This window comes from Sphingobium sp. B2D3A, assembly GCF_025961795.1.
Lineage (GTDB): Bacteria > Pseudomonadota > Alphaproteobacteria > Sphingomonadales > Sphingomonadaceae > Sphingobium.
Map to the genome: position 1 here is coordinate 3,407,895 of NZ_JAOQOI010000001.1, position 23,725 is coordinate 3,431,619.

General features: G+C 64.5%; 24 protein-coding genes. 18 read left to right on the forward strand and 6 right to left on the reverse strand.

What is annotated here, in order from left to right:
• Nucleotides 1–123 precede the first annotated feature (123 nt).
• The 4 genes from M2337_RS15870 to M2337_RS15885 all read left to right on the forward strand — a co-directional run bounded on the left by M2337_RS15870 (nucleotide 124) and on the right by M2337_RS15885 (nucleotide 4,119).
• Nucleotides 124–678 carry a DUF3617 domain-containing protein gene (locus tag M2337_RS15870; RefSeq protein WP_264571019.1) on the forward strand — a complete coding sequence of 185 codons (555 nt, stop codon included), beginning with the start codon at nucleotides 124–126 and terminating at the stop codon, nucleotides 676–678.
• Between the two features lie 176 nt (nucleotides 679–854).
• Nucleotides 855–1,274 (forward strand): VOC family protein, encoded by a 420-nt coding sequence (locus M2337_RS15875; RefSeq protein WP_264571020.1) that lies wholly within the window; start codon nucleotides 855–857, stop codon nucleotides 1,272–1,274.
• Between the two features lie 69 nt (nucleotides 1,275–1,343).
• Nucleotides 1,344–3,221, forward strand: coding sequence for an ABC-F family ATP-binding cassette domain-containing protein (locus M2337_RS15880; protein WP_264571021.1), 1,878 nt, complete (start codon nucleotides 1,344–1,346; stop codon nucleotides 3,219–3,221).
• A 16-nt stretch (nucleotides 3,222–3,237) separates the two neighbouring features.
• On the forward strand, nucleotides 3,238–4,119 hold the full coding sequence (locus tag M2337_RS15885; RefSeq protein WP_264571022.1) for an arylamine N-acetyltransferase family protein: 882 nt from the start codon (nucleotides 3,238–3,240) through the stop codon (nucleotides 4,117–4,119).
• Nucleotides 4,120–4,249: 130 nt separating this feature from the next.
• Here M2337_RS15885 and M2337_RS15890 read toward each other — a convergent pair whose 3' ends face one another.
• On the reverse strand, nucleotides 4,250–4,495 hold the full coding sequence (locus M2337_RS15890; RefSeq protein ID WP_181560320.1) for a GlsB/YeaQ/YmgE family stress response membrane protein: 246 nt from the start codon (nucleotides 4,493–4,495) through the stop codon (nucleotides 4,250–4,252).
• A gap of 172 nt (nucleotides 4,496–4,667) precedes the next feature.
• Between M2337_RS15890 and M2337_RS15895 the strand changes: the two genes are divergently transcribed.
• From M2337_RS15895 to M2337_RS15905, 3 genes are all read left to right on the forward strand, one after another.
• On the forward strand, nucleotides 4,668–6,191 hold the full coding sequence (locus tag M2337_RS15895; RefSeq protein ID WP_264571023.1) for a fumarate hydratase: 1,524 nt from the start codon (nucleotides 4,668–4,670) through the stop codon (nucleotides 6,189–6,191).
• Nucleotides 6,192–6,216: 25 nt separating this feature from the next.
• Nucleotides 6,217–7,140: an EamA family transporter gene (locus M2337_RS15900; RefSeq protein WP_181560322.1), complete on the forward strand. Its 924-nt coding sequence runs from the start codon at nucleotides 6,217–6,219 to the stop codon at nucleotides 7,138–7,140.
• A gap of 91 nt (nucleotides 7,141–7,231) precedes the next feature.
• Nucleotides 7,232–8,644 (forward strand): methyl-accepting chemotaxis protein, encoded by a 1,413-nt coding sequence (locus M2337_RS15905; RefSeq protein WP_264571024.1) that lies wholly within the window; start codon nucleotides 7,232–7,234, stop codon nucleotides 8,642–8,644.
• A gap of 4 nt (nucleotides 8,645–8,648) precedes the next feature.
• On the opposite strand, the gene M2337_RS15910 is transcribed toward M2337_RS15905, so the two are convergent.
• Nucleotides 8,649–9,980, reverse strand: a complete 1,332-nt coding sequence (locus tag M2337_RS15910) for a multidrug effflux MFS transporter (protein WP_264572291.1) — start codon at nucleotides 9,978–9,980, stop codon at nucleotides 8,649–8,651.
• Nucleotides 9,889–10,440: a hypothetical protein gene (locus tag M2337_RS15915; RefSeq protein WP_264571025.1), complete on the reverse strand. Its 552-nt coding sequence runs from the start codon at nucleotides 10,438–10,440 to the stop codon at nucleotides 9,889–9,891. The genes M2337_RS15910 and M2337_RS15915 overlap by 92 nt, the downstream gene beginning before the upstream one ends.
• A gap of 533 nt (nucleotides 10,441–10,973) precedes the next feature.
• Between M2337_RS15915 and M2337_RS15920 the strand changes: the two genes are divergently transcribed.
• The 4 genes from M2337_RS15920 (at nucleotide 10,974) to M2337_RS15935 (ending at nucleotide 14,338) form a co-directional block, all read left to right on the forward strand.
• The gene (locus M2337_RS15920) at nucleotides 10,974–12,842 is read left to right on the forward strand and encodes a ribonucleoside-diphosphate reductase subunit alpha (protein ID WP_181561483.1); all 1,869 of its coding nucleotides are present in this window, start codon (nucleotides 10,974–10,976) and stop codon (nucleotides 12,840–12,842) included.
• 260 nt (nucleotides 12,843–13,102) lie between these two features.
• Nucleotides 13,103–13,528, forward strand: a complete 426-nt coding sequence (locus M2337_RS15925; RefSeq protein WP_264571026.1) for an OsmC family protein — start codon at nucleotides 13,103–13,105, stop codon at nucleotides 13,526–13,528.
• 109 nt (nucleotides 13,529–13,637) lie between these two features.
• Complete coding sequence (locus M2337_RS15930) at nucleotides 13,638–13,982, forward strand: glycine zipper 2TM domain-containing protein (protein WP_181560327.1); 345 nt, start codon at nucleotides 13,638–13,640, stop codon at nucleotides 13,980–13,982.
• Nucleotides 13,983–14,041: 59 nt separating this feature from the next.
• Complete coding sequence (locus M2337_RS15935) at nucleotides 14,042–14,338, forward strand: hypothetical protein (RefSeq protein WP_264571027.1); 297 nt, start codon at nucleotides 14,042–14,044, stop codon at nucleotides 14,336–14,338.
• Between the two features lie 53 nt (nucleotides 14,339–14,391).
• Here the strand turns inward: M2337_RS15935 and M2337_RS15940 are convergent, their stop codons facing one another.
• On the reverse strand, nucleotides 14,392–14,802 hold the full coding sequence (locus M2337_RS15940) for a low affinity iron permease family protein (protein WP_264572293.1): 411 nt from the start codon (nucleotides 14,800–14,802) through the stop codon (nucleotides 14,392–14,394).
• Nucleotides 14,803–14,974: 172 nt separating this feature from the next.
• Here M2337_RS15940 and M2337_RS15945 point away from each other — a divergent pair, with 172 nt between their 5' ends.
• From M2337_RS15945 to M2337_RS15970, 6 genes are all read left to right on the forward strand, one after another.
• Nucleotides 14,975–15,298 carry a hypothetical protein gene (locus M2337_RS15945; protein WP_264571028.1) on the forward strand — a complete coding sequence of 108 codons (324 nt, stop codon included), beginning with the start codon at nucleotides 14,975–14,977 and terminating at the stop codon, nucleotides 15,296–15,298.
• Nucleotides 15,299–15,474: 176 nt separating this feature from the next.
• Nucleotides 15,475–16,671, forward strand: coding sequence for an ADP-forming succinate--CoA ligase subunit beta (gene sucC, locus M2337_RS15950; protein ID WP_264571029.1), 1,197 nt, complete (start codon nucleotides 15,475–15,477; stop codon nucleotides 16,669–16,671).
• Nucleotides 16,671–17,120: a GFA family protein gene (locus M2337_RS15955; protein ID WP_264571030.1), complete on the forward strand. Its 450-nt coding sequence runs from the start codon at nucleotides 16,671–16,673 to the stop codon at nucleotides 17,118–17,120. Before sucC ends, M2337_RS15955 begins: the two co-directional genes overlap by 1 nt.
• 49 nt (nucleotides 17,121–17,169) lie before the next feature.
• Nucleotides 17,170–17,916 carry an electron transfer flavoprotein subunit beta/FixA family protein gene (locus tag M2337_RS15960; protein WP_264571031.1) on the forward strand — a complete coding sequence of 249 codons (747 nt, stop codon included), beginning with the start codon at nucleotides 17,170–17,172 and terminating at the stop codon, nucleotides 17,914–17,916.
• Nucleotides 17,917–18,023: 107 nt separating this feature from the next.
• Nucleotides 18,024–18,953, forward strand: a complete 930-nt coding sequence (locus M2337_RS15965) for an electron transfer flavoprotein subunit alpha/FixB family protein (protein WP_264571032.1) — start codon at nucleotides 18,024–18,026, stop codon at nucleotides 18,951–18,953.
• Between the two features lie 282 nt (nucleotides 18,954–19,235).
• Nucleotides 19,236–19,901: a DUF1345 domain-containing protein gene (locus M2337_RS15970; RefSeq protein WP_264571033.1), complete on the forward strand. Its 666-nt coding sequence runs from the start codon at nucleotides 19,236–19,238 to the stop codon at nucleotides 19,899–19,901.
• A gap of 318 nt (nucleotides 19,902–20,219) precedes the next feature.
• On the opposite strand, the gene M2337_RS15975 is transcribed toward M2337_RS15970, so the two are convergent.
• Nucleotides 20,220–21,005 (reverse strand): 3-hydroxybutyrate dehydrogenase, encoded by a 786-nt coding sequence (locus M2337_RS15975; RefSeq protein WP_181560335.1) that lies wholly within the window; start codon nucleotides 21,003–21,005, stop codon nucleotides 20,220–20,222.
• Complete coding sequence (locus M2337_RS15980; protein ID WP_264571034.1) at nucleotides 21,002–22,180, reverse strand: patatin-like phospholipase family protein; 1,179 nt, start codon at nucleotides 22,178–22,180, stop codon at nucleotides 21,002–21,004. Before M2337_RS15980 ends, M2337_RS15975 begins: the two co-directional genes overlap by 4 nt.
• 194 nt (nucleotides 22,181–22,374) lie before the next feature.
• Between M2337_RS15980 and M2337_RS15985 the strand changes: the two genes are divergently transcribed.
• Nucleotides 22,375–23,259: a neutral zinc metallopeptidase gene (locus M2337_RS15985; RefSeq protein WP_264571035.1), complete on the forward strand. Its 885-nt coding sequence runs from the start codon at nucleotides 22,375–22,377 to the stop codon at nucleotides 23,257–23,259.
• Nucleotides 23,260–23,725: the final 466 nt, after the last annotated feature.

Consider the following 23,725-nt stretch of genomic DNA (forward strand, 5'->3'; position numbering starts at 1 on the left):
GGCTTTTGCCACCGATCCGTCCGTCGTGCCGTTCTCGAGCTTGCCCTGCGGAGGCTAAAGCGCCATCACCGGCCGGACGAGCTTGGACACACAGGTGCCGGGCCTTGCGAAGAGGACATGCCCATGCGCGCCGTTTTTCTGATCACCCCTGCCCTTCTTGTCCTCTCCGGCTGCGACAGCGGCCCGAATGTCTCGGCGACCAACGCGACGCCCGAGGAAGTGCAGCAGCAAGTGGCGGCTGCCGGCGGCGATGGTGTCATGGTCAGCCCCGGCCGGTGGGAAGGCCAGATGACGGTGCAGGAGATCGAGATGCCCGGTCTGCCCGCCGAAGCGCGTGATCACATGGAGGCGCAGATGGGCGCCGGGCGAAGCTTCACCAGTTGCGTGACCGAAGAGGATGTGAAGGAGCAGAAAGCCTTTTTCACCGGCGAGCACGACAAGAGCTGCAAATATGATCACTTCACGATGAAAAATGGTAAGATTTCCGCGCTACTCAAATGCGATGGCGGCGCGCAGGGCCGCATGGAAATGAAGATGGACGGCGAATATGCCCCCGACCGCTACCGGATGGAGATGGCCTCAAAGGCCCAAGGCGGGGACGCCGCAGGCGAGATGACGATGAAGATGACAGTGGACGCCAAGCGGGTCGGCGCCTGCAAGGGAGACGAGCAGGGCTGACAGCCTCGGTCGCCCTGCGGGGCGAGAGGGACCCGCCCATGCGAAGCGTTTCAATTCGGGGCGGCAGAACTAGCGTGGAGCGGGACCGTTAGCACCAGCCGAATTCTACTGTATGGAGCCGCTGGTTCGCGCGGCGTTGAGTCGGGCAAGCGGTCCATCCCGGCGGAGAGGCACCCATGATCGGCTACACGACGGTGGGCACCAATGACCTGCAGCGCGCCATGGCCTTCTATGATGCGCTGTTCGGCAGTGTCGGCATCCGGCGGTTGCTGGAGCTGCCCCATATCGCGGCCTGGGGCGCCAGCTGGAGCAAACCGATGTTTGGCGTCGCCAAGCCGTTCAATGGCGGACAGGCGACCCCCGGCAATGGGGCGATGGTCGCCATGGGCCAGCGCACGCGGGAGAAGGTGCGGCGATTGCATGGCAAGGCGATCGAAATGGGCGGGGTAGATGAAGGCCCGCCTGGTCTGCGTAGTGCCGATGGGAGTCAGGCCTTCTACGCCGCTTATGTGCGTGATCTCGATGGGAACAAGCTCTGTTTCTACTGCGTCGGTCCCGGCGAAGGCGATGCGGAGACGGCTGCGCTGGTCGGCTAGATCCGCAAACACGGCCGGCGGTCAGAATTTTCCGGGCGACCTGCGCTGCGCTTGTGCTAACGGCGCGCCATGCTGACCATCAATGATATCACCGTGCGGCTGGGGGGCCGTGTCATTCTCGATGCCGCGAGCGCCGCCCTGCCGCCGCGGTCGCGGGTCGGCCTGATCGGCCGCAACGGCGCCGGCAAGTCCACCCTGATGAAGACGATCATCGGTGAACTCGACCCCGATGGTGGATCGGTCGACATGCCGCGCGACACGCGTCTGGGCTATATCGCGCAGGAAGCCCCGAGCGGCAGCGCCACGCCGTTCGACACCGTGCTCGCTGCCGATACCGAGCGCGCGGCGCTGCTGGTGGAGAGCGAGACGTGCGAAGACCCGGACCGGCTGGGCGACCTGCACGATCGCCTGATCGCCATCGATGCCTACACCGCGCCCGCGCGCGCGGGTCGCATCCTCACGGGCCTCGGCTTCGATGAAGAGATGCAGAACCGGCCGCTCGACAGCTTCTCGGGCGGGTGGAAGATGCGCGTCGCGCTGGGCGCCCTGCTCTTCTCCGAGCCGGACTTGCTCCTGCTCGACGAGCCATCCAACCACCTCGACCTCGAAGCGACCCTGTGGCTGGAAAGCTTCCTCAAGGAATATCGTGGCACGGTGCTGGTCATCAGCCACGAGCGCGACCTCCTTAACAATGTCGTGGACCACATCCTGCATCTGGAGGGCGGCAAGATCACCCTCTATCCAGGCGGCTATGATGCGTTCGAGCGGCAGCGCGCCGAGCGGCTCGCCCAGCTCGAATCGGCGCGCGAAAAGCAGGCGGCAGAGCGTGCGAAGCTGCAGGATTATGTCGCCCGCAACAGCGCCCGGGCCAGCACGGCCAAGCAGGCGCAATCGCGGGCCAAGGCGCTGGCCAAGATGCAGCCCATCGCCGCTGCGCTGGAAGACCCCAGCCTGTCCTTCGACTTCCCCGATCCCGAAGCGCTGCGCCCGCCGCTCATCACGCTCGACATGGCGTCGGTCGGCTACAATGAGACCCCGATCCTCCAGCGCCTCAATCTGCGCATCGACCCCGATGACCGCATCGCGCTGCTCGGCAAGAACGGCAACGGCAAGACGACGCTGGCCCGGCTACTCGCCGCGCAGTTGCCGGCCATGGAAGGCGCAATGAACGCCTCGGGCAAGATGAACGTCGGCTATTTCACCCAATATCAAGTGGAAGAGCTGGATACGGAAGACACACCGCTGGAGCACATGACCCGGCAGATGAAGGGCGCCACCCCCGGCGCGGTGCGGGCGCAGCTTGGGCGGTTCGGCTTTTCAGGCATAAGGGCAACCCAGAAGGTCGGGTCGCTCTCCGGCGGCGAACGCGCGCGGCTGGCGTTGGCGCTGATCACCCGCCACGCGCCGCACCTGCTGATCCTCGACGAGCCGACCAACCACCTCGACGTCGATAGCCGCGAGGCTCTGGTGCAGGCGCTCAACAGCTATTCCGGCGCGGTGGTGATCGTCAGCCACGACCGGCACATGATCGAGCTGGTCGCCGACCGGCTGGTGCTGGTCGATAGCGGACTGGCGCAGCCTTTTGACGGCAGCCTTGAGGATTATACCGACTTCGTGCTCGGGCGCGGTGCCAGTGCCCCAGCGAAGGAGAGCGGGTCCAAGAACGATCGCAAGGCCGATCGCCGCGCGAACGCCCAGGCCCGCGAGCGCTACAAGGCGCTTCAGGCGGCCGTGAAGAAGACAGAGAAAGCGCTGGCCGATCTCACCGCCGAGCGCTCGCGGATCGATCTCGCCCTGTTCGATCCGGCAAAGGCTGGGCCGCAGGAAAAGGACCGGACGATGAGCGAACTGATGCAGCGGCGCGCCAAGCTCGACGGCGCCATCGAACAGGCCGAGCAGAGCTGGATGGAAGCCAGCGAGGCGCTCGACAGCCTCGACGTGGCCTGACAGGGGCGATCCGGCCATGACAGCCGCCGACCGCCTCGACGCCTATCTGGCCCGCCTCGGCCTTGAGTCCGCGCCGGCGCCCGATGCCGACGGCCTCGCCATTCTTCAGGCGGCACAGCGCCGGCGCATCGCGTTCGAGAATCTGGATGTGCGCCTGGGCCGCCCGATCCTGATCGACGGGGACAGCGTGTTCGACAAGCTCGTCACCCGGCGGCGCGGCGGCTATTGCTTCGAGCAGAACCGGCTGTTTGCCGACATGCTGGGCACGCTTGGCCTGCCGGCCAGACCGCTGCTCGCGCGGGTGTTGCTCGGCGCGGCGCCCGGAGACATCCCGCCGCGCACGCATACTCTGTTGCTGCTTGAGATCGAAGGCCAGCCTTGGGTGGCCGATGCCGGATTTGGCGGCAGTTTCGTACCGCCCCTGCCCTTGCAGGACGGCGCCGAGGCCACGACGCCCGACGGAGCCAGCCATCGCTTGCGCCGGACCGGCCAGCCCGGCGACGTCCTCGGCGAATGGCTACTGGAGCGCGCCGGCCCGACGGCCTCCACCGACGGGCGCAGCGTGGAGACCGACGACTGGCAACCGCAATATGCGTTCCACCTCGATCCCGTGGCACCCATCGATCTGGAGCAGTGCAACCACTGGACCTCCACCCGCTCGGCTTCGCGCTTTACGACGCTGCACATTGTCAGCATCGTGCTGCCCGACGGCTTCGCAGCGCTGACCGAGCGTGATCTGTCTATCGCGCGTGGGCCTATTCGCGAGGTGCGCGAAATGACCACGCCGGAAGAGTATCACGCGGCCCTGGCGGATGTCTTCGGGCTCACCCTTGCGCCGGATGACGTGGCTGCGCTGCCCCTGTTTGCGCCATGTAACAGTTCGGGCGCGGGCGAATAAGCGGGCTTAACCCTTTCCGATAACGCGGTGCTCCTGCGGAAGCAGGCGCCCAGGGCAGTGGCGTACTGCGGTTGCGCCCTGGGTTCCTGTTTTCACAGGAACGCAAGGCGGTTCCTAGGCTTGACCGCGCCTAGCTCAATGATCGCACGATGAAGATCAGCAGCATCCCACCGAGCACGGAGCCGATGAAGCCGACCGGGCGGAAGTTGCCGCTCTTGCCATCCATCAGCCCCGCGACGAAGCCGCCGATGATGCCACCGCCGATGCCGAGCAGGATCGTGGCGATCCAGCCGAGGTCCACGGCGCCGGGATAGAAGAAGCGCGCGAAGACGCCAACGATGAGGCCGACGACGATATAGCCGATGATCCGGAACATAGATGCATCCTTCCTGCCTGCGGCGTCATGAGCGCGCGCCGCTGAGCGGTTATTGCGCGGATCGGCCGGCGCCGCAACGGCGTCGAGCGCTTGCCTGCGCAGGGCAAAGGCGTATAGCGCGCGGCATCCAAACCGCCTTTCCTTGCCATTTGCCGGGAGTCTCACGCGCGCCATGACCGTGACCATCAAGACCGCCGACCTGATCGAAAGCGTCGCCGATGCGCTTCAGTTCATCAGCTACTATCACCCGATGGATTATATCCGCGCGCTGGGCACGGCCTATGAAGCGGAGCAAGGGCCGGCGGCCAAGGACGCCATTGCGCAGATCCTGACCAACAGCCGCATGTGCGCCGAGGGCCATCGCCCGATCTGCCAAGATACCGGCATCGTTAACGTGTTCGTGAAGTGGGGCATGGATTGCCGCCTCGACGACACCAGCAAGTCGCTGCAGGAGGTTGTCGACGAGGGCGTGCGTCGCGCTTATCTCAACCCCGAGAACAAGCTGCGCGCATCCGTGCTGGCCGACCCCGCCTTCACGCGGCGGAACACCAAGGACAACACGCCCTGCGTGCTGCATGTCGAAATGGTGCCCGGCCATCATGTCCATGTCGATGTCGCGGCCAAGGGCGGCGGCAGCGAGAACAAGTCCAAGTTCAAGATGATGAACCCGGCTGACAACATCGTCGACTGGGTGCTTGAAATGCTGCCGCAAATGGGCGCCGGCTGGTGCCCGCCGGGGATGCTCGGCATCGGCATCGGAGGCACGGCCGAGCATTGCGTCCACCTCGCCAAGAAGGCGCTGATGGAGCAGATCGACATGGCCAGCCTCAAGGCGCGCGGGCCGCAGACGGATATCGAGGCGCTGCGCATCGAGATTTTCGACAAGGTGAACGCGCTCGGCATCGGCGCCCAGGGTCTGGGCGGGCTTGCTACAATCCTTGACGTCAAGATCCTCGACGCGCCCTGCCATGCGGCAGGCAAGCCGGTGGCGATGATCCCCAATTGCGCCGCGACCCGCCATGCGCATTTCTCGCTGGATGGCTCCGGCCCCGCCTATCTGGAAGCGCCCAAGCTCGATGAGTGGCCCAAGGTGGACTGGAAGCCGAGCGCGGAAGCGATCCGCGTCGATCTCGATGCGCTCACGCCCGAGATGGTGCGCAGCTGGAAGCAGGGCGACCGCCTGCTGCTCAACGGCAAGATGCTCACCGGCCGCGACGCAGCCCACAAGCGCATTCAGGACATGCTGGCCAAGGGCGAGCAACTGCCGGTCGAGTTCAAGGGCCGCGTGATCTATTATGTCGGCCCGGTCGATCCGGTGGGCGAGGAAGTGGTCGGTCCGGCTGGCCCGACGACCGCGACCCGCATGGACAAGTTCATGCGCATGATGCTCGACCAGGGCCTGCTCGCCTGCGTCGGCAAGGCTGAGCGCGGCCCGGCGGCGACCGAGGCGATCAGGGATGCCAAGAGCGCTTATCTGATGGCGGTCGGCGGCGCGGCCTATCTCGTCGCGCGGGCGATCAAGGGCAGCAAGGTGGTCGGCTTCGAGGATCTGGGCATGGAAGCGATCTACGAGTTCGAGGTGCAGGACTTTCCCGTCACCGTCGCGGTGGATAGCGAAGGCAACAACGTCCACCAGCTCGCGCCGCTCGTTTGGCAGGAGAAGATCGCCCGGGAAGGCCTGCTGGAGAAAGCATGAACCTGACCCGGCATAGGGCGCAGCGTTGATTTCTTCGCCGATCTGGCTGCCGGCGACGCTGCTGGCCGGCCTGCTTCAGGCGTGGCGGACGGCCGTGCAACGGCGCGTCGGGCAGATGATGTCCGTGAATGCCGCTGGCCTTGTGCGCTATCTCTACGGCCTGCCCTTCGCGGCGGTGCTGATGCTGGGCTATCACGCCCTGCTGCGGGACGGGCTGTTCCCGGCCTTCTCCAGCGCCACCGTCATCTATAGCGCATTGGGCGGGCTGGCGCAGATACTGGCGACGAACCTGCTGCTGATGGCCTTCCATCATCGCAATTTCGTCGTCGGCACCGCCTACTCCAAGACGGAAGCCGCGCAGGGCGCCCTGCTCTCCATCCTGCTGCTCGGCGAAACGCTGAGCCTGCTGGCCTGGATCGGCATCGCCATTGGCGTGGTGGGCGTCATGCTGCTCTCCACCGGCGGCAAGCGGATGAGCGCGGGCGATTTTCTGCGAGCGCTCGGCCAGCCCGCTGCGCGCTACGGCATCGCATCCGGCTTCTTCTTCGCGCTCACCGCGATCGCCATTCGGCGCGCGACGATGGATGTGACCACGCCCGACCCTATTTCCGCAGCGCTCACGGTGCTGGTCATCACCGTTGCCCTGCAGACGGTGATGCAGGGCGGCTACCTGCTGTGGCGCGAGCCGGAACAGGTGCGCAGGGTGTTCGAGACATGGCGCGTCTCGGGTCAGGTCGGCTTTCTCTCCGCACTCGGCTCGGCCTGCTGGTTCACCGGCTTTGCGACGGCACCGGTAGCGCTGGTGCGGATCGTCGGCCAGAGCGAGGTCGTCTTCACGCTCAGCTTTGCGCATTTCTATCTGCGCGAGCGCCTGCGCCGGAGCGAAGTGATCGGCCTGCTGCTGGTGGTGAGCGCGGTGGTGCTGGCGCTGCTCGGCGCCCGAGATTAGGGCGACGCGCCACTAATACCGCACCGCACAACGTCATTTTAACCGCTTGTTCCTAAACCGCCCGTCGAGCGGGAGACAAAAGCGCGTGAACATGACGAACCGGCTGGAAACGACGATCTTGCATGTCGCCGAGCATACCGGCGCGCTCGGCCTGCGCACGCTCGACCTGCAGGTGGACATTGCCGAGCTGGCCGACCGCGTCACCGATCAGGCATCCATGCTCGAAACGCTCGAAGATGCCGCGATCGCGCTCGGCCAGATGGGCGATGACGTAGGCGACAATGCCGATCAGGCCCGCGCGCAGGCCAGCACCGCGCGCAAGGTAGTCGATGATTCGAGCACACAGCTTGCCTCAGCCTCGCAGAATGTGCTGGATCTGATCGATCAGGTCTCCCGCATTCACGAGCGGCTGGATGGGTTCAATCTCGCCCTCGCCAGCGTCAGCGATACCAGCAAGGTCATCAGCGGCATTGCCGGCCAGACCAATCTGCTGGCGCTCAATGCCGCCATCGAGGCCGCCCGAGCCGGCGACGCCGGACGGGGTTTTGCGGTGGTGGCGGCGGAAGTGAAGAAGCTGGCGCAGGAGACGGCGCTCGCCACGCAGCAGATCGAAGGATCGATCCGCGAATTACGCAGCGAAGCGCAGACCATGCTCGAGCGGATCGCGCAGGGCGCGCAAAAGGCCAATGGCGCCCACGCCGCCTCGGGCGAGATCGCCGCACTGGTTGCCCGGTTGCGCGACCTGATCCTCGGCCTCTCCGGGAACAGCGAGGCGGTGTCGGCCAACATTCACGCGATCCTCGGCTCGGTTGGCGAAATTCGCACCGGGCTCTCCGACCTCGCCGATGCTTCCATCGACAATGCCATCGGCCTCCAGCGGCTGTCCACGCGCGTGATCGACGTGAGCGAGGACACCAACCAGCTGCTCCAGTATCTCGCCGAAAGCGGTGTCGACATCCCGGATTCGCCTTATATCCGCTTTGCGTCCGAAGCGGCGGCGGCCATGGCTTCCGCCGTCGAAGAGGCCATCACAGCCGGCGAGATCACGGCCGATCAGATCTTCACGGACGATTATGAGCCGCTGGCGGGCAGCAATCCGCCGCTGTTCAACCATCCTGCCCAGACCCTGATCGCGCGGATCGCGGCAGGCTGGCGGGAGGGTGCGCGGCAGTTGCCGGGGCTGGTTGGCTTCAACTGTCTCGACCGCAATGCCTTTTGCGCGCTCGCTCTCCCCGTGCAGGGGATGGAGCAACCGTCAGCGGCCCTGGAGCAGGCGAGCGATCAGGGCCAGCAGGGGCAGATGCTCAATGCGCCCCACATGCGCGCGCTGGCGCGGACGACCCGGCCGTTCACCGTGCGGACAAGCCGGCGCCCGCTGGCGCAGGGCAGAAGCGGACTGTTCAAACAGGTGGTGGCGCCGCTCTCCATTGCGGGCCAGCATTGGGGCGTCATCGAACTGATCTATCAGCCGCCGCTGGCTGCGCCGCTCACCATCGCAGCCTGACGGCTCAGGCGCGTTGGCGCGGCACCAGATGCCAGGCGCACGCCGTCGCCATGCCGCCGCAGACTATCAGGGCCAGAGCGAGCGAAACCGGCTCTCCCGCCGTCACGCGCGAAAAGATCGCCACGATCAGGCCGGCCAGCGCGAGCTGGACGAAACCCAGCAAAGCCGAGGCCTGACCGATGCTGTGCGGATGGGTGGACAAGGCGCCGGCCTGCGTCTGCGGCTGCACGATGCCCCAACCCATGGTGTAGAGCATCTGCGGGATGACCAGCGCGACCCATATGTGCGGCCAGGCAGAGACGGCGAGCAGCATGAGCAGCGGTCCAGTCGCCTGGAACAGCACGCCGACCCGCAAGGTGCCATCCACGCCCAGGCGACGGACGAGACGATAAGACAGGAAATTGCCGGCGATGAACCCGGCCGTCGCCAGCGAGAGCATCGCGGCATAGCCGGCGGCCGAGACGCCGAGATAGTCGATGATGACTTGCGGCGCGGCGGAAGAAAACAGCAGGATGCCGCTGTAAGCAAAGGCGTTCGCGATGATGTAGGCCATCAACGCGCGCGACCGGGCAAGGCCTGAGAGGGTGCGGAACAAGGCGCGCAGATCAAAGGGGAGCCGCTCTTCGCGCGCCAGCGTTTCCGGCAAGCGCAGGGTCGTCACGATGACCAGCACGCCGCCCATCACGGCCAGTGCCACCAGGGGCGCACGCCAGCCGCCTGTCGCCACCAGAACGCCGCTGATGAGTGGCGCCAGCGCCGGGGTGAACCCCATGATGATGCCGATCAGCGCCAGAGCGCGCGCGGCGTCCTCCCGGCCAAGCTGATCGCGGACCATCGTGCGGGCCAGCAGCACCGCTGCGGCTGCGCCGACGCCCTGCAGCGCACGGGCGGCGAGCAGCATCGAGAAGCTCTCCGCAAATGCACCCAACAGGCCCGCTAGCGTAAACAGCAGCAACCCGCCGATGACGACCGGCCGGCGGCCTAGTGCATCCGCGCACATGCCGCCGAGCAGCTGCGCGATGGCGAAGCTGATCACGAACGCGCTCATCGCGGTCGGCATATGAGTGGGGTCTGCCCCAAGGCCGCTCGCAATAGCCGGCAAGGCGGGCGACACGCCTTCGATGGCGGCCGGCAAGGTCGCCGTCAGCGCGGCCAGCAGCAGGACACGGCCGAGCGGGAGATGCGACGGTGCGGGCGCGCCGGGCGCCGCCTTGGAAGGATGATCGGTCAGAATGGGGGTCCGTTCAACTGTTGCCGGGGCTGTCCAGCTTGCCGAACCGCGCCTCGAAGCCGGCAGTGTCGCCGCGCGCCAAGAAGCCGGCTTGCTCCACCCAATTGTCGCGCACGATGCGGCCCTTGAAGGTACCCAGATTGGCATCGACCGTCGCGATGTCCGCCACGTTCCAGGCGGCGATTTGGTCGAAGCGGGTAATCCCGAGCTCCGTCAGCAGCGCAGCCAGCTTTGGCCCGACGCCCTTGAGCAGGCGCAGATTGTCCGGTGCGCCCACGGCGGCAGGAATGCCGATGGCGTTGGGCGTTGTCGCCGCCGGGGCCGGGGCTGCGAGGGAGTCATCCGGGATCGGTGTCGTCTCGGCTGCGGCCGTCTGCGGCTCAGACTTGCCCTCGAACTTATGCGCGACCTCTTCGGCGATGTTGCGTGCCGCTTCCGTAACCGCGCCCACGGCGGTGGCCGAGGTATCGATATGGTCCGCCGCTCCGAATCGTGACCGGAAAACCCACACCAGCAGAATGATGAGCGCGATTGCGCCGATGATCATGATGATGCCTTGGGACATGCCGACAATCCTCTGTGCCTGACTCTTCGCCCGATCCATAAGGCGGCCTCGGCGGATTTGCCAGCATCACGAGGGCGCGCATTCGGTGCACGTCGCCAGGCCCGTCCCGATGGCCGGCCTTTTCCACATCTTTATTTTTCCGGCCCGCTTTCTGCGCTTGCTTTCCGGCAAGCCCGCGCAGGACCGCGCGTCGCTGCACTGCAGCATAAGCAGACATCGCCCAACCGAGTCATTTCGTCGATGAAATGCGGCCCCGCGATCGCCATTATACCTTGCATCCGCAATCATCTGTGGCACTATCAATAGTGTTAGGGGTCCGGGGGCTACGCTATAGATTGTGCTTCGTGATGTTCTGGATAGCGCGCCAAGGCGCGTAACCCGGCGGAAAATCCCGCCGACATCCGAATTTGAGGTCTCTCCGGCCAAGGCTTGACGAAACCGAACGAAGCAAGAACATTGGGGGTTGAATCATGGAGTTTCGGGATTTGCAGGCGGAAGGTTTGGCAGAAGCAACGCTGGCCAGCGAGGGCATTATGGAAACTGTGCGGACAGGCGATGCGCCTGAAAAGGCGCCCAAGAAGGCGGCAGCATCGAACACCATCGACGCCCGCCGCTTCGATGTGGTGACCGATTCCACGCGTGATGCCTTGCTGACCGAGTTCGGCAAGGAGACGCTCAAGGATCGCTATCTGCTGCCCGGCGAATCCTATCAGGATCTGTTCGCGCGCGTCGCGGCGGCTTATGCCGACGATGAGGCGCATGCCCAGCGCATCTACGATTATATCTCCAAGCTGTGGTTCATGCCCGCGACGCCCGTGCTCTCCAATGGCGGCACGGGGCGCGGCCTGCCCATCTCCTGCTATCTCAACAGCGTCGACGACAGCCTGGAGGGCATCGTCAACACCTGGAACGAGAATGTCTGGCTCGCCTCGCGCGGTGGCGGCATCGGCACCTATTGGGGCAGCGTCCGCGGCATCGGCGAGCCGGTCGGCCTCAACGGCAAGACCAGCGGCATCATTCCCTTCGTCCGCGTGATGGATTCGCTCACCCTCGCGATCAGCCAGGGCTCGCTGCGGCGCGGCTCGGCGGCCTGCTATCTGGACGTCTCGCACCCGGAGATCGAGGAGTTCCTCGAAATCCGCAAGCCATCGGGCGACTTCAACCGCAAGGCGCTCAACCTGCATCATGGCGTGCTCATCACCGATGAGTTCATGGAAGCGGTGCGTGAGGGCGCCGAGTTCCAGCTGCGGAGTCCCAAGGACGGCAGCGTGCGCGCCACCGTCGATGCGCGCTCGCTTTTCCAGAAGCTGGTCGAGACGCGGCTGGCGACCGGCGAGCCCTATATCGTCTTCTCGGACACGGTGAACCGGATGATGCCCAAGCATCATCGCGACGTGGGCCTGAAGGTCTCCACCTCCAACCTCTGCTCGGAAATCACCCTGCCGACCGGCAAGGACCAGTTCGGCGAGGATCGCACCGCCGTGTGCTGCCTTTCGTCGCTCAACCTCGAAACCTGGGACGAGTGGAACGGCGACAAGATGTTCATCGAGGACGTCATGCGCTTCCTCGACAATGTGCTGCAGGATTATATCGACCGCGCACCGGACGAGATGGCCCGCGCCAAATATTCCGCCGGCCGCGAGCGGTCCGTTGGCCTCGGCGTCATGGGCTTCCACAGCTTCCTGCAGGCGCGCGGCATCTCCTTCGAAGGCGCCATGGCCAAGAGCTGGAACCTGCGCATCTTCAAGCATATCAATGCCAAGGCCAACGAGGCCTCGATGGTGCTGGCGCAAGAGCGCGGCCCCTGCCCCGACGCGGCCGATCAGGGCGTGATGGAGCGCTTCTCCTGCAAGATGGCGATCGCGCCGACCGCGTCGATCAGCATCATCTGCGGCGGCACCTCGGCGTGCATCGAGCCGATCCCGGCGAACATCTACACGCACAAGACGCTCTCGGGCAGCTTCATCGTCAAGAACCCCTATCTCGAGAAGATCCTCGCGGCGAAGTCCAAGGATTCGACCAATGTGTGGAACTCGATCCTCGAGAAGGGCGGCAGCGTGCAGCATCTCGACTTCCTGACCCAGGAAGAGAAGGACACGTTCAAGACCAGCTTCGAGATCGACCAGCGCTGGCTGCTCGAGCTGGCCGCCGACCGCGCGCCGTTTATCGATCAGGCGCAGTCCTTGAATCTGTTCATCCCGGCCGACGTGGAGAAGTGGGATCTGCTGATGCTCCACTTCCGCGCCTGGGAGCTGGGCGTGAAGTCGCTCTATTATCTGCGCTCCAAGTCCATCCAGCGCGCCGGCTTCGCAGGCGGCGTCGAGGCGGACAACACAGCCGAGCTCAAGAAGATCGAGCTGGGCGAGTCCACCGATTATGACGAGTGCCTCGCCTGCCAATGATCCCCCGGATCATCGGCACGTTGCGGCTCGGCACTCTCGCCTGCCAGTAAGGAGCGGGCATCGTCCACTCAATCGATCCCATATGGGCCGGAGCGCATGGCGTCTCCGGCCCATATCTTTGGCGGGCGACGCCCCGCCTCCATGCATTGTCGCCAAATCCCCCAGCAAAGATGGTACGACCTGGCACGCCGCCGTTCAGGCAACCGAGCGCAGGGGCGTTCGTTCAACGATATTGCGCAACGCGTTCAAGGAGACAGCATATGACCACCCGGACAGCATCGGCTCAATATGAAGGCATGGGCAAGGCCGGCAAAGGCCGCCTCACCACCCAATCCGGCGTACTCAAGGAGCAGCCCTATGGTTTTGGCACCCGGTTCGGCGATGAGCCCGGCACCAATCCCGAGGAGTTGATCGCGGCGGCCCATGCCGGTTGCTTCACCATGGCGCTCTCCTTCGCGCTGGAGCGCGCCGGCTATGCGGACGGGTCGCTCGACACCAAGGCTTCGGTCAAGCTCGAACAGGGCGACGGCGGCTTTACGATCACCCGCTCGGACCTGGTGCTGGAAGCCACCGTGCCCGGCATCGACCCCGATGAGTTTGCGCGGATCGCGGAAGAGGCGAAGAAGACCTGCCCGGTCTCGAAGCTGCTCAATGCCGAGGTGACGCTGGAACATCGCCTGAGCTGATCCGGCACGCGGGTGCACAGCAGGACAGGTTCTGCGAGCCCTCGGAACGACCTCGCCTTCCAGCCGTTATCTCTGCCAACAAGGGCAGGACGATCAGAAAGGCAAGGACATGACTTTCGCAGGATTTCGCACACCGGCCATCGCACTCGCGGCCGCGACCATGACCCTCGCAGGGTGCAGCGATATGGGACTTGGCGGCGGCCCCGGCTACGCCTCGAACAATGATGGCTATGTGCTGGGCGCCAATGACCCGATCTACCGTGACGACCGAGGCGGCTACTATTGCCGCAAGCCGGACGGCACGCGGGGCGCGATCATCGGCGGCCTTGCCGGTGGCGTCCTCGGCAACATCATTGCGCCCGGCGGCAGCAAGACGATCGGCACGATCATCGGCGCTGCGGGTGGCGCCGTGGCTGGTCGCGCCATCGAACGCGGCGAGGTGCGCTGCCGTTAAGGCTTGCCGGTCGACGCCGTGACAGCACTTCGCAACATTTTGCAAATCAGGAGAGCATCATGCTGAAAACATTTTTCTATGGAGCGGTCGCCGCCTTCATCGGCTCGAAGCTCAAGAAGATGAACGATGAGGGACGCCTCGAGCCGTACAAGGATCGCGCCCGCAAGCGCGCTCAAGAGCTGAAGGACAAGCTGGCGGAACATCGCCAGACGTCCGAGACGGATACGGCCCGGCAGGAGATCGGCAAATCGCTGTCGTCCGGCAAGGCACAAGCCAATGCTTCGGCATCGCCGGATGTTTCGAAGCCCGCAAAGGCCCATCCCTGGCCGGTTGATCCACAGGCCATGCCGAGCTGAGCGATTAGTCCTCCACATGAAACGGGCGCCCGAACGGCGCCCGTTTTGCTTTGTCAGCGGCGCTCGATCAGCCTGTTCAGCTCCACCTGGCGCTGGGCGATCAATTCCGGCACCGCGTCGATTTCCTTCTCCAAGGCATCCCGCAGGCTGCAAATCTGCGCATCCGTAAGATGCTCGATGCCGATATAGCCATTCTGCGCGGATTCCATGGCGCGGATAAGCTCGTCCAGCTTGACCTGCATGGCGCTCGCATCGCGGTTCTGGGCATTCTGGATCAGGAACACCATGAGGAAGGTCACGATAGTCGTGCCGGTGTTGATGACCAGCTGCCACGTGTCCGACCACTGAAAAATCGGCCCGCTGATCCCCCATATGACGATGATGCTCAAGGCGAGAACGAAGGTGAACGGCTGGCCCGTCCAGCTCGCCATGCGGCTGGCGAAACGGGTGAAAAACATCTCGATCATGTTGCGCATTCCAGCAGGGAGGATGCGGCGGATGTGTAACCGGTCGGGGCCGGGCTGGCCAGCACGCAGGCACGCCCACCGAGGTTGCTGCGCCCGCCTGTGCGCCAAGACAGAGCAGCCGAAACGCAGGCTCTAGGCATGAGCCTTCTGGCCGGCTACTCTCCCGCGCATGAAGCTCACCTCCGCCCGCGCGCTTGCCGCCCTCGCCCTGCCCGCAGCCATTTTGTTGAGCAGCTGCGCAACGCCGGAAAGTCGCATTCGCGCAGGGCTCGTGCGCGCGGGCCTCAGCGAGCCTATGGCCGGCTGCATGGCGCGCACCCTTACGGATCGCCTGAGCAATGCGCAGCTTCGCCGGATCGCGACGCTGACCGACGGACGCGGCATCGACCCCAATAGGACGACGGTGAGCGAAATGGTCCGCCACTTGAGCACGTTGGGCGATCCAGAAATCCTGCGGGCGGCTACAGCATCGGCCATTAGCTGCGCGATCTGACACACAGACCCGACGTCTTCGAGCCAATCCGCCTCGCGAGACCTTGACCGGCGCCGCGCTGGTCTACGCGTAAATATCGCATCCGAGCCGTCGATTTTGCAACTTTGCAAATTACGCCGGCGTCGGCTTGGGCTATGGCGCGGCCAACCTCTTCTCAGGCTCAGGATACTGCACCCATGAACATTCATGAATATCAGGCCAAGGAACTGCTCGCGAAATTTGGCGCCCCCGTCCCCGCCGGCCATGCAGCGCTGACCGTGGCGGAAGCCGTCGAGGCCGCCAAGTCGCTCCCCGGCCCGCTCTATGTGGTGAAGGCGCAGATCCATGCCGGCGGGCGCGGCAAGGGCAAGTTCAAGGAGCTCGGTCCGGATGCCAAGGGTGGCGTGCGGCTGGCCAAGACGATCGAGGAAGTCGAAGCACATGCCAAGGACATGCTCGGCAATACGCTGGTGACCATCCAGACCGGCGAGGCCGGCAAGCAGGTCAACCGCCTCTACATCACCGATGGCGTCGACATCGAAAAGGAATTCTACCTCGCCCTCCTCGTGGACCGCGCCAGCGGCCGCATCGCCATGGTCGCTTCGACCGAGGGCGGCATGGACATCGAGGAAGTGGCGCACTCCACGCCCGAGAAGATCCACACCATCACCATCGACCCGGCGACCGGCTTCATGCCGCATCATGGCCGCCGCGTGGCTGCCGCGCTGGAGCTTTCCGGTGATCTCGCCAAGCAGGCCAGCAAGGTCGCCGGCGCGCTCTACAAGGCGTTCCTCGGCACCGATGCCAGCCAGATCGAGATCAACCCGCTCGCCATCGCCGGCGGCAAGATCCAGGTGCTCGACGCCAAGGTCGGCTTCGACGGCAATGCGCTGTTCCGCCACCCGGACCTGATGGACCTGCGCGACGAGACCGAGGAAGACCCCGCCGAACTGGAAGCGAGCAAGTACGACCTCGCCTATATCAAGCTGGATGGCGACATCGGCTGCATGGTCAACGGCGCGGGCCTTGCCATGGCGACGATGGACATCATCAAATTGAACGGCATGTTTCCGGCCAACTTCCTCGATGTGGGCGGCGGCGCCTCCAAGGAGAAGGTGACGGCGGCATTCAAGATCATCCTCTCCGACCCGGCAGTGAAGGGCATTCTGGTCAACATCTTCGGCGGGATCATGCGCTGCGATATCATCGCAGAAGGCATCGTCGCGGCAGCCAAGGAAGTGAATCTCTCGGTGCCGCTGGTCGTGCGGCTTGAGGGCACCAACGTAGCGCAGGGCAAGGAAATCCTCGCCAATTCCGGCCTCGCCATCGTGCCGGCCGACGATCTGGGCGATGCCGCCAAGAAGATCGTGGCCGAGGTGAAGGCGCTGGCCTGATGCAGAGCGCGGCAGAAGGCGGTTGCCGCTGTGGCAAGCTGCGCTTCCGGGTCACCGGGGCGCCGCTGTTCACAGCGGCCTGCCACTGCCGCGGCTGCCAGCTGATGACGGCGAGCGCCTTCTCGCTCAGCAGCTGCTATCTCTCGACCGGTTTCGAAGTGATCGCCGGCGCGCCGGTGATCGGCGGATGGCACGGCGCGCCGCGGCATTTCTTCTGCGATCATTGCCTGAGCTGGGTGTTTACGCGCCCGGAAGGCATGGACGAGATCGTCAATGTGCGCACGACCTTGCTGGACGTACCGCCGACGGACCCGCCCTTCCTGGAAACCTACACCTCGGAAGCGCTGCCCTGGGCGGTCACGAAAGCCAGACACAGCTTCGAGACCTTCCCGCCCATGGAGCAGTTCCAGCCGCTGATGGCGGAATTTGCGAGCCTTTCTCGAGGTTGACGTTAACGTGAACGTCAACTAGCATTCGACTGTCTTAAGGAGAGCACAGATGAAGATCCTGGTCCCGGTGAAACGGGTGCTCGATTATAATCTCAAGCCGCGCGTGAAGGCGGACGGGTCTGGTGTGGACCTTGCCAACGTCAAGCTGAGCATGAACCCCTTTGACGAGATTGCCGTCGAGGAGGCCATCCGCCTGAAGGAGAAGGGCGTGGCGAGCGAGATCGTCGCGGTCTCCATCGGCGAGGCGAAGGCTCAGGAAACGCTGCGCACGGCACTGGCCATGGGCGCGGACCGGGCGATCCTGATCACGCATGAAGGCGTGGCCGAGCCGCTGGCGGTGGCCAAGCTCCTGAAGGCGATTGTCGATGAGGAACAGCCGGGTCTGGTGATCCTGGGCAAGCAGGCCATCGATGATGACAGCAACCAGACCGGGCAGATGCTCGCGGCGCTGCTCGGCTGGGCGCAGGGTACGTTCGCCAGCAAGGTGGAGGTTTCCGGCGACACGGCCAATGTAACGCGCGAAGTGGACGGCGGGCTGGAAACGGTGGCGCTCAAGCTGCCGGCCATCGTGACGACCGACCTGCGCCTGAACGAGCCGCGCTATGCCTCGCTGCCCAACATCATGAAGGCCAAGTCCAAGCCACTCGCGCAGAAGACGCCGGCCGATTACGGCGTGGACATGACGCCGCGGCTGACGACGCTGACGGTGACCGAGCCCGCCAAGCGGCAGGCGGGCGTGAAGGTGAACAGCGTGGATGAGCTGGTCGAGAAGCTTAAGGTGCTTGGGGTCGCCTGAGCGACCGATCACTTTTCCGTTCGTGTCGAGCGAAGTCGAGACACGCCGCGCACAACGCTTCTCGACTTCGCTCGAAGCGAGCGGGATGCGGATGAAGGGACAGGATAATGAAGACACTGGTTCTGGTCGAGCATGACAATGCCACCCTCAAGGATGCGACCCTGCCGGTCGTGACCGCCGCCGCCAAGCTGGGCGAGGTGCATTTGCTGGTCGCAGGCAAAGGTTGCGCCGCCGTGGCCGAGCAGGCCGCGAAGATCGCGGGCGTGGCCAAGGTTCATCTCGCCGATGATGCCGCGCTGGAGCACCAGCTCCCCGAGAATGTCGCACCGTTGATCGTCGACCTCATGGGGCATCATGACGCCTTTCTCGCCCCGGCCACGACAACCGGCAAGAACATCGCGCCGCGCGTCGCCGCCTTGCTCGACGTGATGCAGATTTCGGACATCATCGCGGTGGATGGGCCGGACACGTTCACGCGCCCGATCTATGCCGGCAATGCCATCGCGCAGGTGAAGACGAGTGACGCCAAGCTGGTCATCACCGTGCGCGGCACCGCCTTCGACAAGGCGGCGTCCGAGGGCGGCTCGGCCCCGGTGGAGGCCGTGTCCGGCACCGGCGATGCTGGCACCGCGCGCTTCGTGTCCGCCGAGGTGGCAGCCTCGGAGCGGCCTGAGCTAACCAGCGCCAAGGTGATCGTTTCGGGCGGTCGTGGCGTAGGCAGCGGCGAAAATTACAAGGCGCTCATCGAGCCGCTGGCTGACAAGCTCGGCGCCGCCGTCGGCGCCTCGCGGGCGGCGGTGGACGCGGGCTTCGTGCCCAATGATTATCAGGTCGGCCAGACCGGCAAGATCGTGGCGCCGGACGTCTACATCGCCGTCGGCATTTCCGGCGCCATCCAGCACCTCGCCGGCATGAAGGACTCCAAGACCATCATCGCCATCAACAAGGACGAGGATGCGCCGATCTTCCAGGTGGCCGACGTCGGACTGGTGGGCGACCTGTTCCAGATCGTGCCGGAGTTGACGAGCAAGCTCTGAGGCGCGGATTGAATTTGGCAGAATGCGGGCGCGTCGATATTGGACGCGTCCGGGTTCTGCGGGGCCAAGACCGGATCATGTTGGCGCTCGGACCGTCCAGAAATGTTGTTTGTCTGAATAACGGAAGTCAGAGATCGAGGAGCCTGAGCGTCGCTCCTGAACGCGAGCGTTGGCGAGGGTTACGCTTTACGCAGCTTCTCGTTTCAACCGGTGACACGCGCCGGCGCTAGCAGATGAAGAAACAAGGTTCGGCAGGCAATTTCGCCCGCTATAGTCGCGCCGATGGCTCTTGACCTTGGACGGCGCCTTGCGCCCATACGCTTCCTCGCTTTTGCGGCGATCCTGCTTGTCAGCCTGCCGCTGCTGCATCAGGTCTTGGGCTGGCGTCATGCCATGATGGCGGGATTCGATATCGCGGCTGGTATCTTTCTGCTGTCCGTCTGGCCTTTGCTGGCCCGCGCCGGGCCGGATCAGATGCGCCAGTCTGCCGTACGGAACGATGCCAATCGCACCTTGCTGCTGGGGATAACCGGCGCGGTCTCGCTGGTGGTGCTCGTCGCGATCTTCTCCGAGCTTGAGAACAGGCACGATCCCGGCATCGAAGCCATGGCCCTGGTCATCGCGACCCTGGCACTGGCGTGGATCTTCTCCAACATGGTCTACGCCCTCCATTATGCCCATATGTTCTACGTGCGGAGCGAGGGCGACACAGATGACGAGGGCAGCGCGGATGCGCGCGGCTTCGACTTTCCCGGCACCAAGGAGCCGACCTATTGGGATTTCGTCTACTTCAGCTTCACGCTGGGCATGACGTTCCAGACCTCGGACGTGGCGGTCACCTCCACCTCGGTCCGGCGCGTGGCGACGATCCACTGCCTCGCCGCCTTTGTCTTCAATCTGGGCGTACTGGCCTTCACGATCAACGTGCTGGGCGGCAGCGGCAACTGAGCCCGTCGCACCGGCTGCGACACATTGATACAAACTCCGCCGATTGCGACAAAGTCTCGTGACAAGTGGGGGCTATACAGTCCTCATCAGCGTTACTCTCCCACGGCGCTGATACTCTCCCACAGTCCCCGACGGCCCCTCCCTCCCCCAGGGAGGGGCCAAGGACGTTTGGGGGTGAGCGGCCCCCATCCCGGCTAGATTTGCGCGTGGTGCTCCTGCGCAGGCAGGAGCCTAGGGCGGCAAGGACATCCAGCTGCGCCCTGGGCTCCTGCCTACGCAGGAGCACACGCTTCAATCTAGCTGTCGTAATTCTAGCCCTCAGGCGGCGGTCCAGCCGCCATCCACGCTGATGTTCGCGCCGGTAATGTTGCTCGCGGGATCCGAGCAGAGGAACATCGCGATCGCGGCGACCTGCTCCACCGTCACGAACTCCTTGGTCGGCTGACCAGCCAGCAGCACATCGTTGATGACCTGCTCGCGAGTCATGTTCCGGGCTTTCATCGTGTCCGGAATCTGGCCCTCGACCAGCGGGGTCCAGACATAGCCGGGCGAGATGCAATTGGCAGTGATGCCGAAGGTCGCCAGTTCCAGCGCGATCGTCTTGGTGAAGCCGGCAAGGCCGTGCTTGGCCGTCACATAAGCCGACTTGAACGGCGAGGCGACGAGGCTGTGCGCGGAGGCGGTCTGGATGATCCGGCCCCATTTGCGCTGCTTCATATAGGGCACGGCAAGCCGGGTGGTGTGAAAGGCGGATTCCAGATTGAGCTTGATGATGAGGCTCCACTTGTCGAGCGGGAATTCCTCCACCGGCGCGACATGCTGGGTGCCGGCATTGTTGATGAGGATATCGACACCGCCAAAGGCCTCCGCCGCCTGCGCCATCATCGCCTCGATCTCCTCCGGCTTGGTGAGATCATGGCCGGAATAGATCGCCTTCGCACCGCTCGCCTGCTCCAACGCCAGCCGCTCCTTCTCGATGGCATCGGCATCGCCAAAGCCGTTGATGACGAGGTTGACGCCCTCGGCCGCCAGCGACTTGGCATAAGCAAGGCCGATGCCCGATGTGGAGCCGGTGATCAGCGCTGTCTTGCCCTTCAAACTCATGCCTGCTTCTCCTTGATCTGACCGGTCAGCGCGAGGTCGAAGGTTGCGCTGCGGCCACTGACGATGTTTTCCGCGATAAGCTGGGTCCCGTGCGAGAGCACGGCGGCGACGGCGGCATCGCCCTGCGCCCAGTGATCCAGCATCGTGCGGCGCGAAAATTCGAAATCGCGCGCGCCGCTATGCCAGGCGCGCAGGCGGTGGATGAGATGGATGATGTTGACCGATCCTTCCTCGATCATCCCCGCCAGCCGCCGCGCCTCGGATGTTTGGGCGACGTCCTGCGGCAAGCGATCCAGCAGCGCGCGGATCGCCTCATGCTCCCGCCGGGTACGCAGGAAGCGGTCCGTCACCTGCCGGGTGCGGCTGGAATATTGAATATCCTTTTGCCGCGACCAGACATCGCTCATTTCGCGCGGCAGCGGCCCTTCTGCCGGGAAGAGATCGACCTGGAAGATCAGCAGATCACCGGACTGGTGCTCGAGGACATGACTGAGCGGGGTATTGGAGACCAGGCCCCCATCCCAATAATGGCGGCCGTCAATCTCCACCTGCGGGAGTCCCGGCGGCAGGGCACCGGAAGCCATGACATGGCGGGCATCGATCCGGCCCCGCCATTGCGGGTCCTGATTGTCGAAATAGACGAAATTGCCGCTCTCGATATCCACTGCGCCAATGGAAAACCGCATGGGACCGTGATTGACCCGGTCCCAGTCGACCAGCCGGTCCAGTGTCTCGCGCAAGGGCGCCGTGTCGTAATAGCTGATCGCTTCCGTCGTTCCGGGCGGCGCCCATAGTGGCTGCAGAAAATGCGGGCGGAAGAAACCTGGTACGCCCCCGAGCAGCACGGCGCCGGCGGCGGCGAGATGTGCGCCCTCGCGCAGATGATCGTCCTCGGGCAGGCAGATGTTCGGCAGGCCGCTGCTGACGAGAGTCCAGAACTCGGTCAGACGGGCCACCCATTGATCGGGCGTGTTGCCGGCGATGATGGCGGCATTGACGGCGCCGATGGAGATGCCCGCGACCCAGTCGATCCCGATGCCAAGCGCCGCCAGCCGCTCGATCACGCCGGCCTGATAAGACCCCAGCGCGCCTCCGCCCTGGAGGACCAGTGCGACCTGATCGGGCAAAGGGAGCGGCGCATGGCCGCCGCGGCGACGCGGAGTCGGCATATCCATGGTGCGATGCAATATCCCATTCCCCGGCCGTCCACCAGCGCCGAGCGGGGACCGGATGTCGCGATCCCCACAGAATTGCCGGGGCGTTGGGATAGTTCCTAGCCTTGTTGCATTTCACCGTCGCAGCGGGGAGAATTTCCCGACACATCGACCATGGCGTGATCATGCAAGCACGCGCTGGGGAAGGGACGAGAATGCGGCTCGACGACGAACGGGAAAGCAGCAACTACGAGATCCAGCGTGGCGGCGGGGGCGGTTTCGGCGGCGGGGGCGGCAATCTGCTCGGCATGTTGCTGCCGATGATCGGCAGCCGCTTCGGCTGCGGCGGGGTGGTAATCGCGCTCGCCGTGTTCGCCTTCATCAGCTTTAGCGGCGGCGGGCTGCTGACCGGCGGAGATACCTCCCAGCCGGCGACCGAGCAGGGCGCTCCTACGGGTCAGGAGGGCGAGCTGACGCAGATGCAAAGCTTCTCGCTCAAGGTGCTCAACACCACCGAGCGCATCTGGGGCGATCTCTTCCGGCAAAGCGGCCAGACCTACAAGCCCACCATCCTCTCCTTTTATGCGCAAAGCGGGCGTTCGGGCTGCGGGGCGGCGCAATCGGCCATGGGACCATTTTACTGCCCGCTCGACGAGAAGATTTATCTCGACACGGATTTCTTCCGGGAACTGCAGCAGCGCTTCGGCGCGCCGGGCGACTTCGCCCAGGCCTATGTGATCGCCCATGAAGTCGCGCATCATGTCCAGCATCTGGAGGGCCGGCTGGATGATGTGAACAAAAGGCAGCAGCAACTGGGCGAAGCACAAGCCAATGCGCTGCAGGTCCGCATCGAACTGCAAGCCGATTGCTACGCAGGGGTGTGGGGACGCCGTACCGGTCTGATGGAAACTGGCGATCTTGAGGAAGGCCTGCGCGCTGCCGCCGCGATCGGCGATGACACGCTGCAGAAGGACGCCGGGCGCCGGCCGGCGCCGGACAGCTTCACCCACGGCACCAGCGCCCAGCGGGTGGCTTGGCTGCGTCGGGGCTACGACTCCGGCGACCCTGCCCAGTGCGACACCTTCAGCGGCGACATCTGATCGTCGAAGCGGGCAGGTGATTCGCGAATGAGGGTGACATTGCATTCGATTGCAATGTTCAGCTAGGAGCAAGGCCCCCTTGTCCATGATCAGAAAATGGCGGGTTTCTTTGAATTTTTTTCGCTTCTTTGAGGCGATCCCCGGTTGATTCCGTCACCTCTCGCGGGCGCGAGATAAAACCCAGCGGTGAGAGAGATGAAGAAGGTTTCCCCTCCGGCGAAAATTTTTTCTCTTTTAGATCAAAGGCGTATATCTAAATTACATTTTGCATCAGCGAGTTTCGTTTTTCGCACTTGCAGCAAAAAACGGATGTGCTATTTAGAAACTGCCTTTCAGGCATCCTCTCCTAAGACTCAAGGGGCCGATCTCTCACGAGGTCGGCCCTTTTTTTTTGTATAAAACTGCATTAGGCAGGCCCGTCTCCATCGCTCTTACAAGATTACTTCGGAGAGGGAGCCGCCGGGAA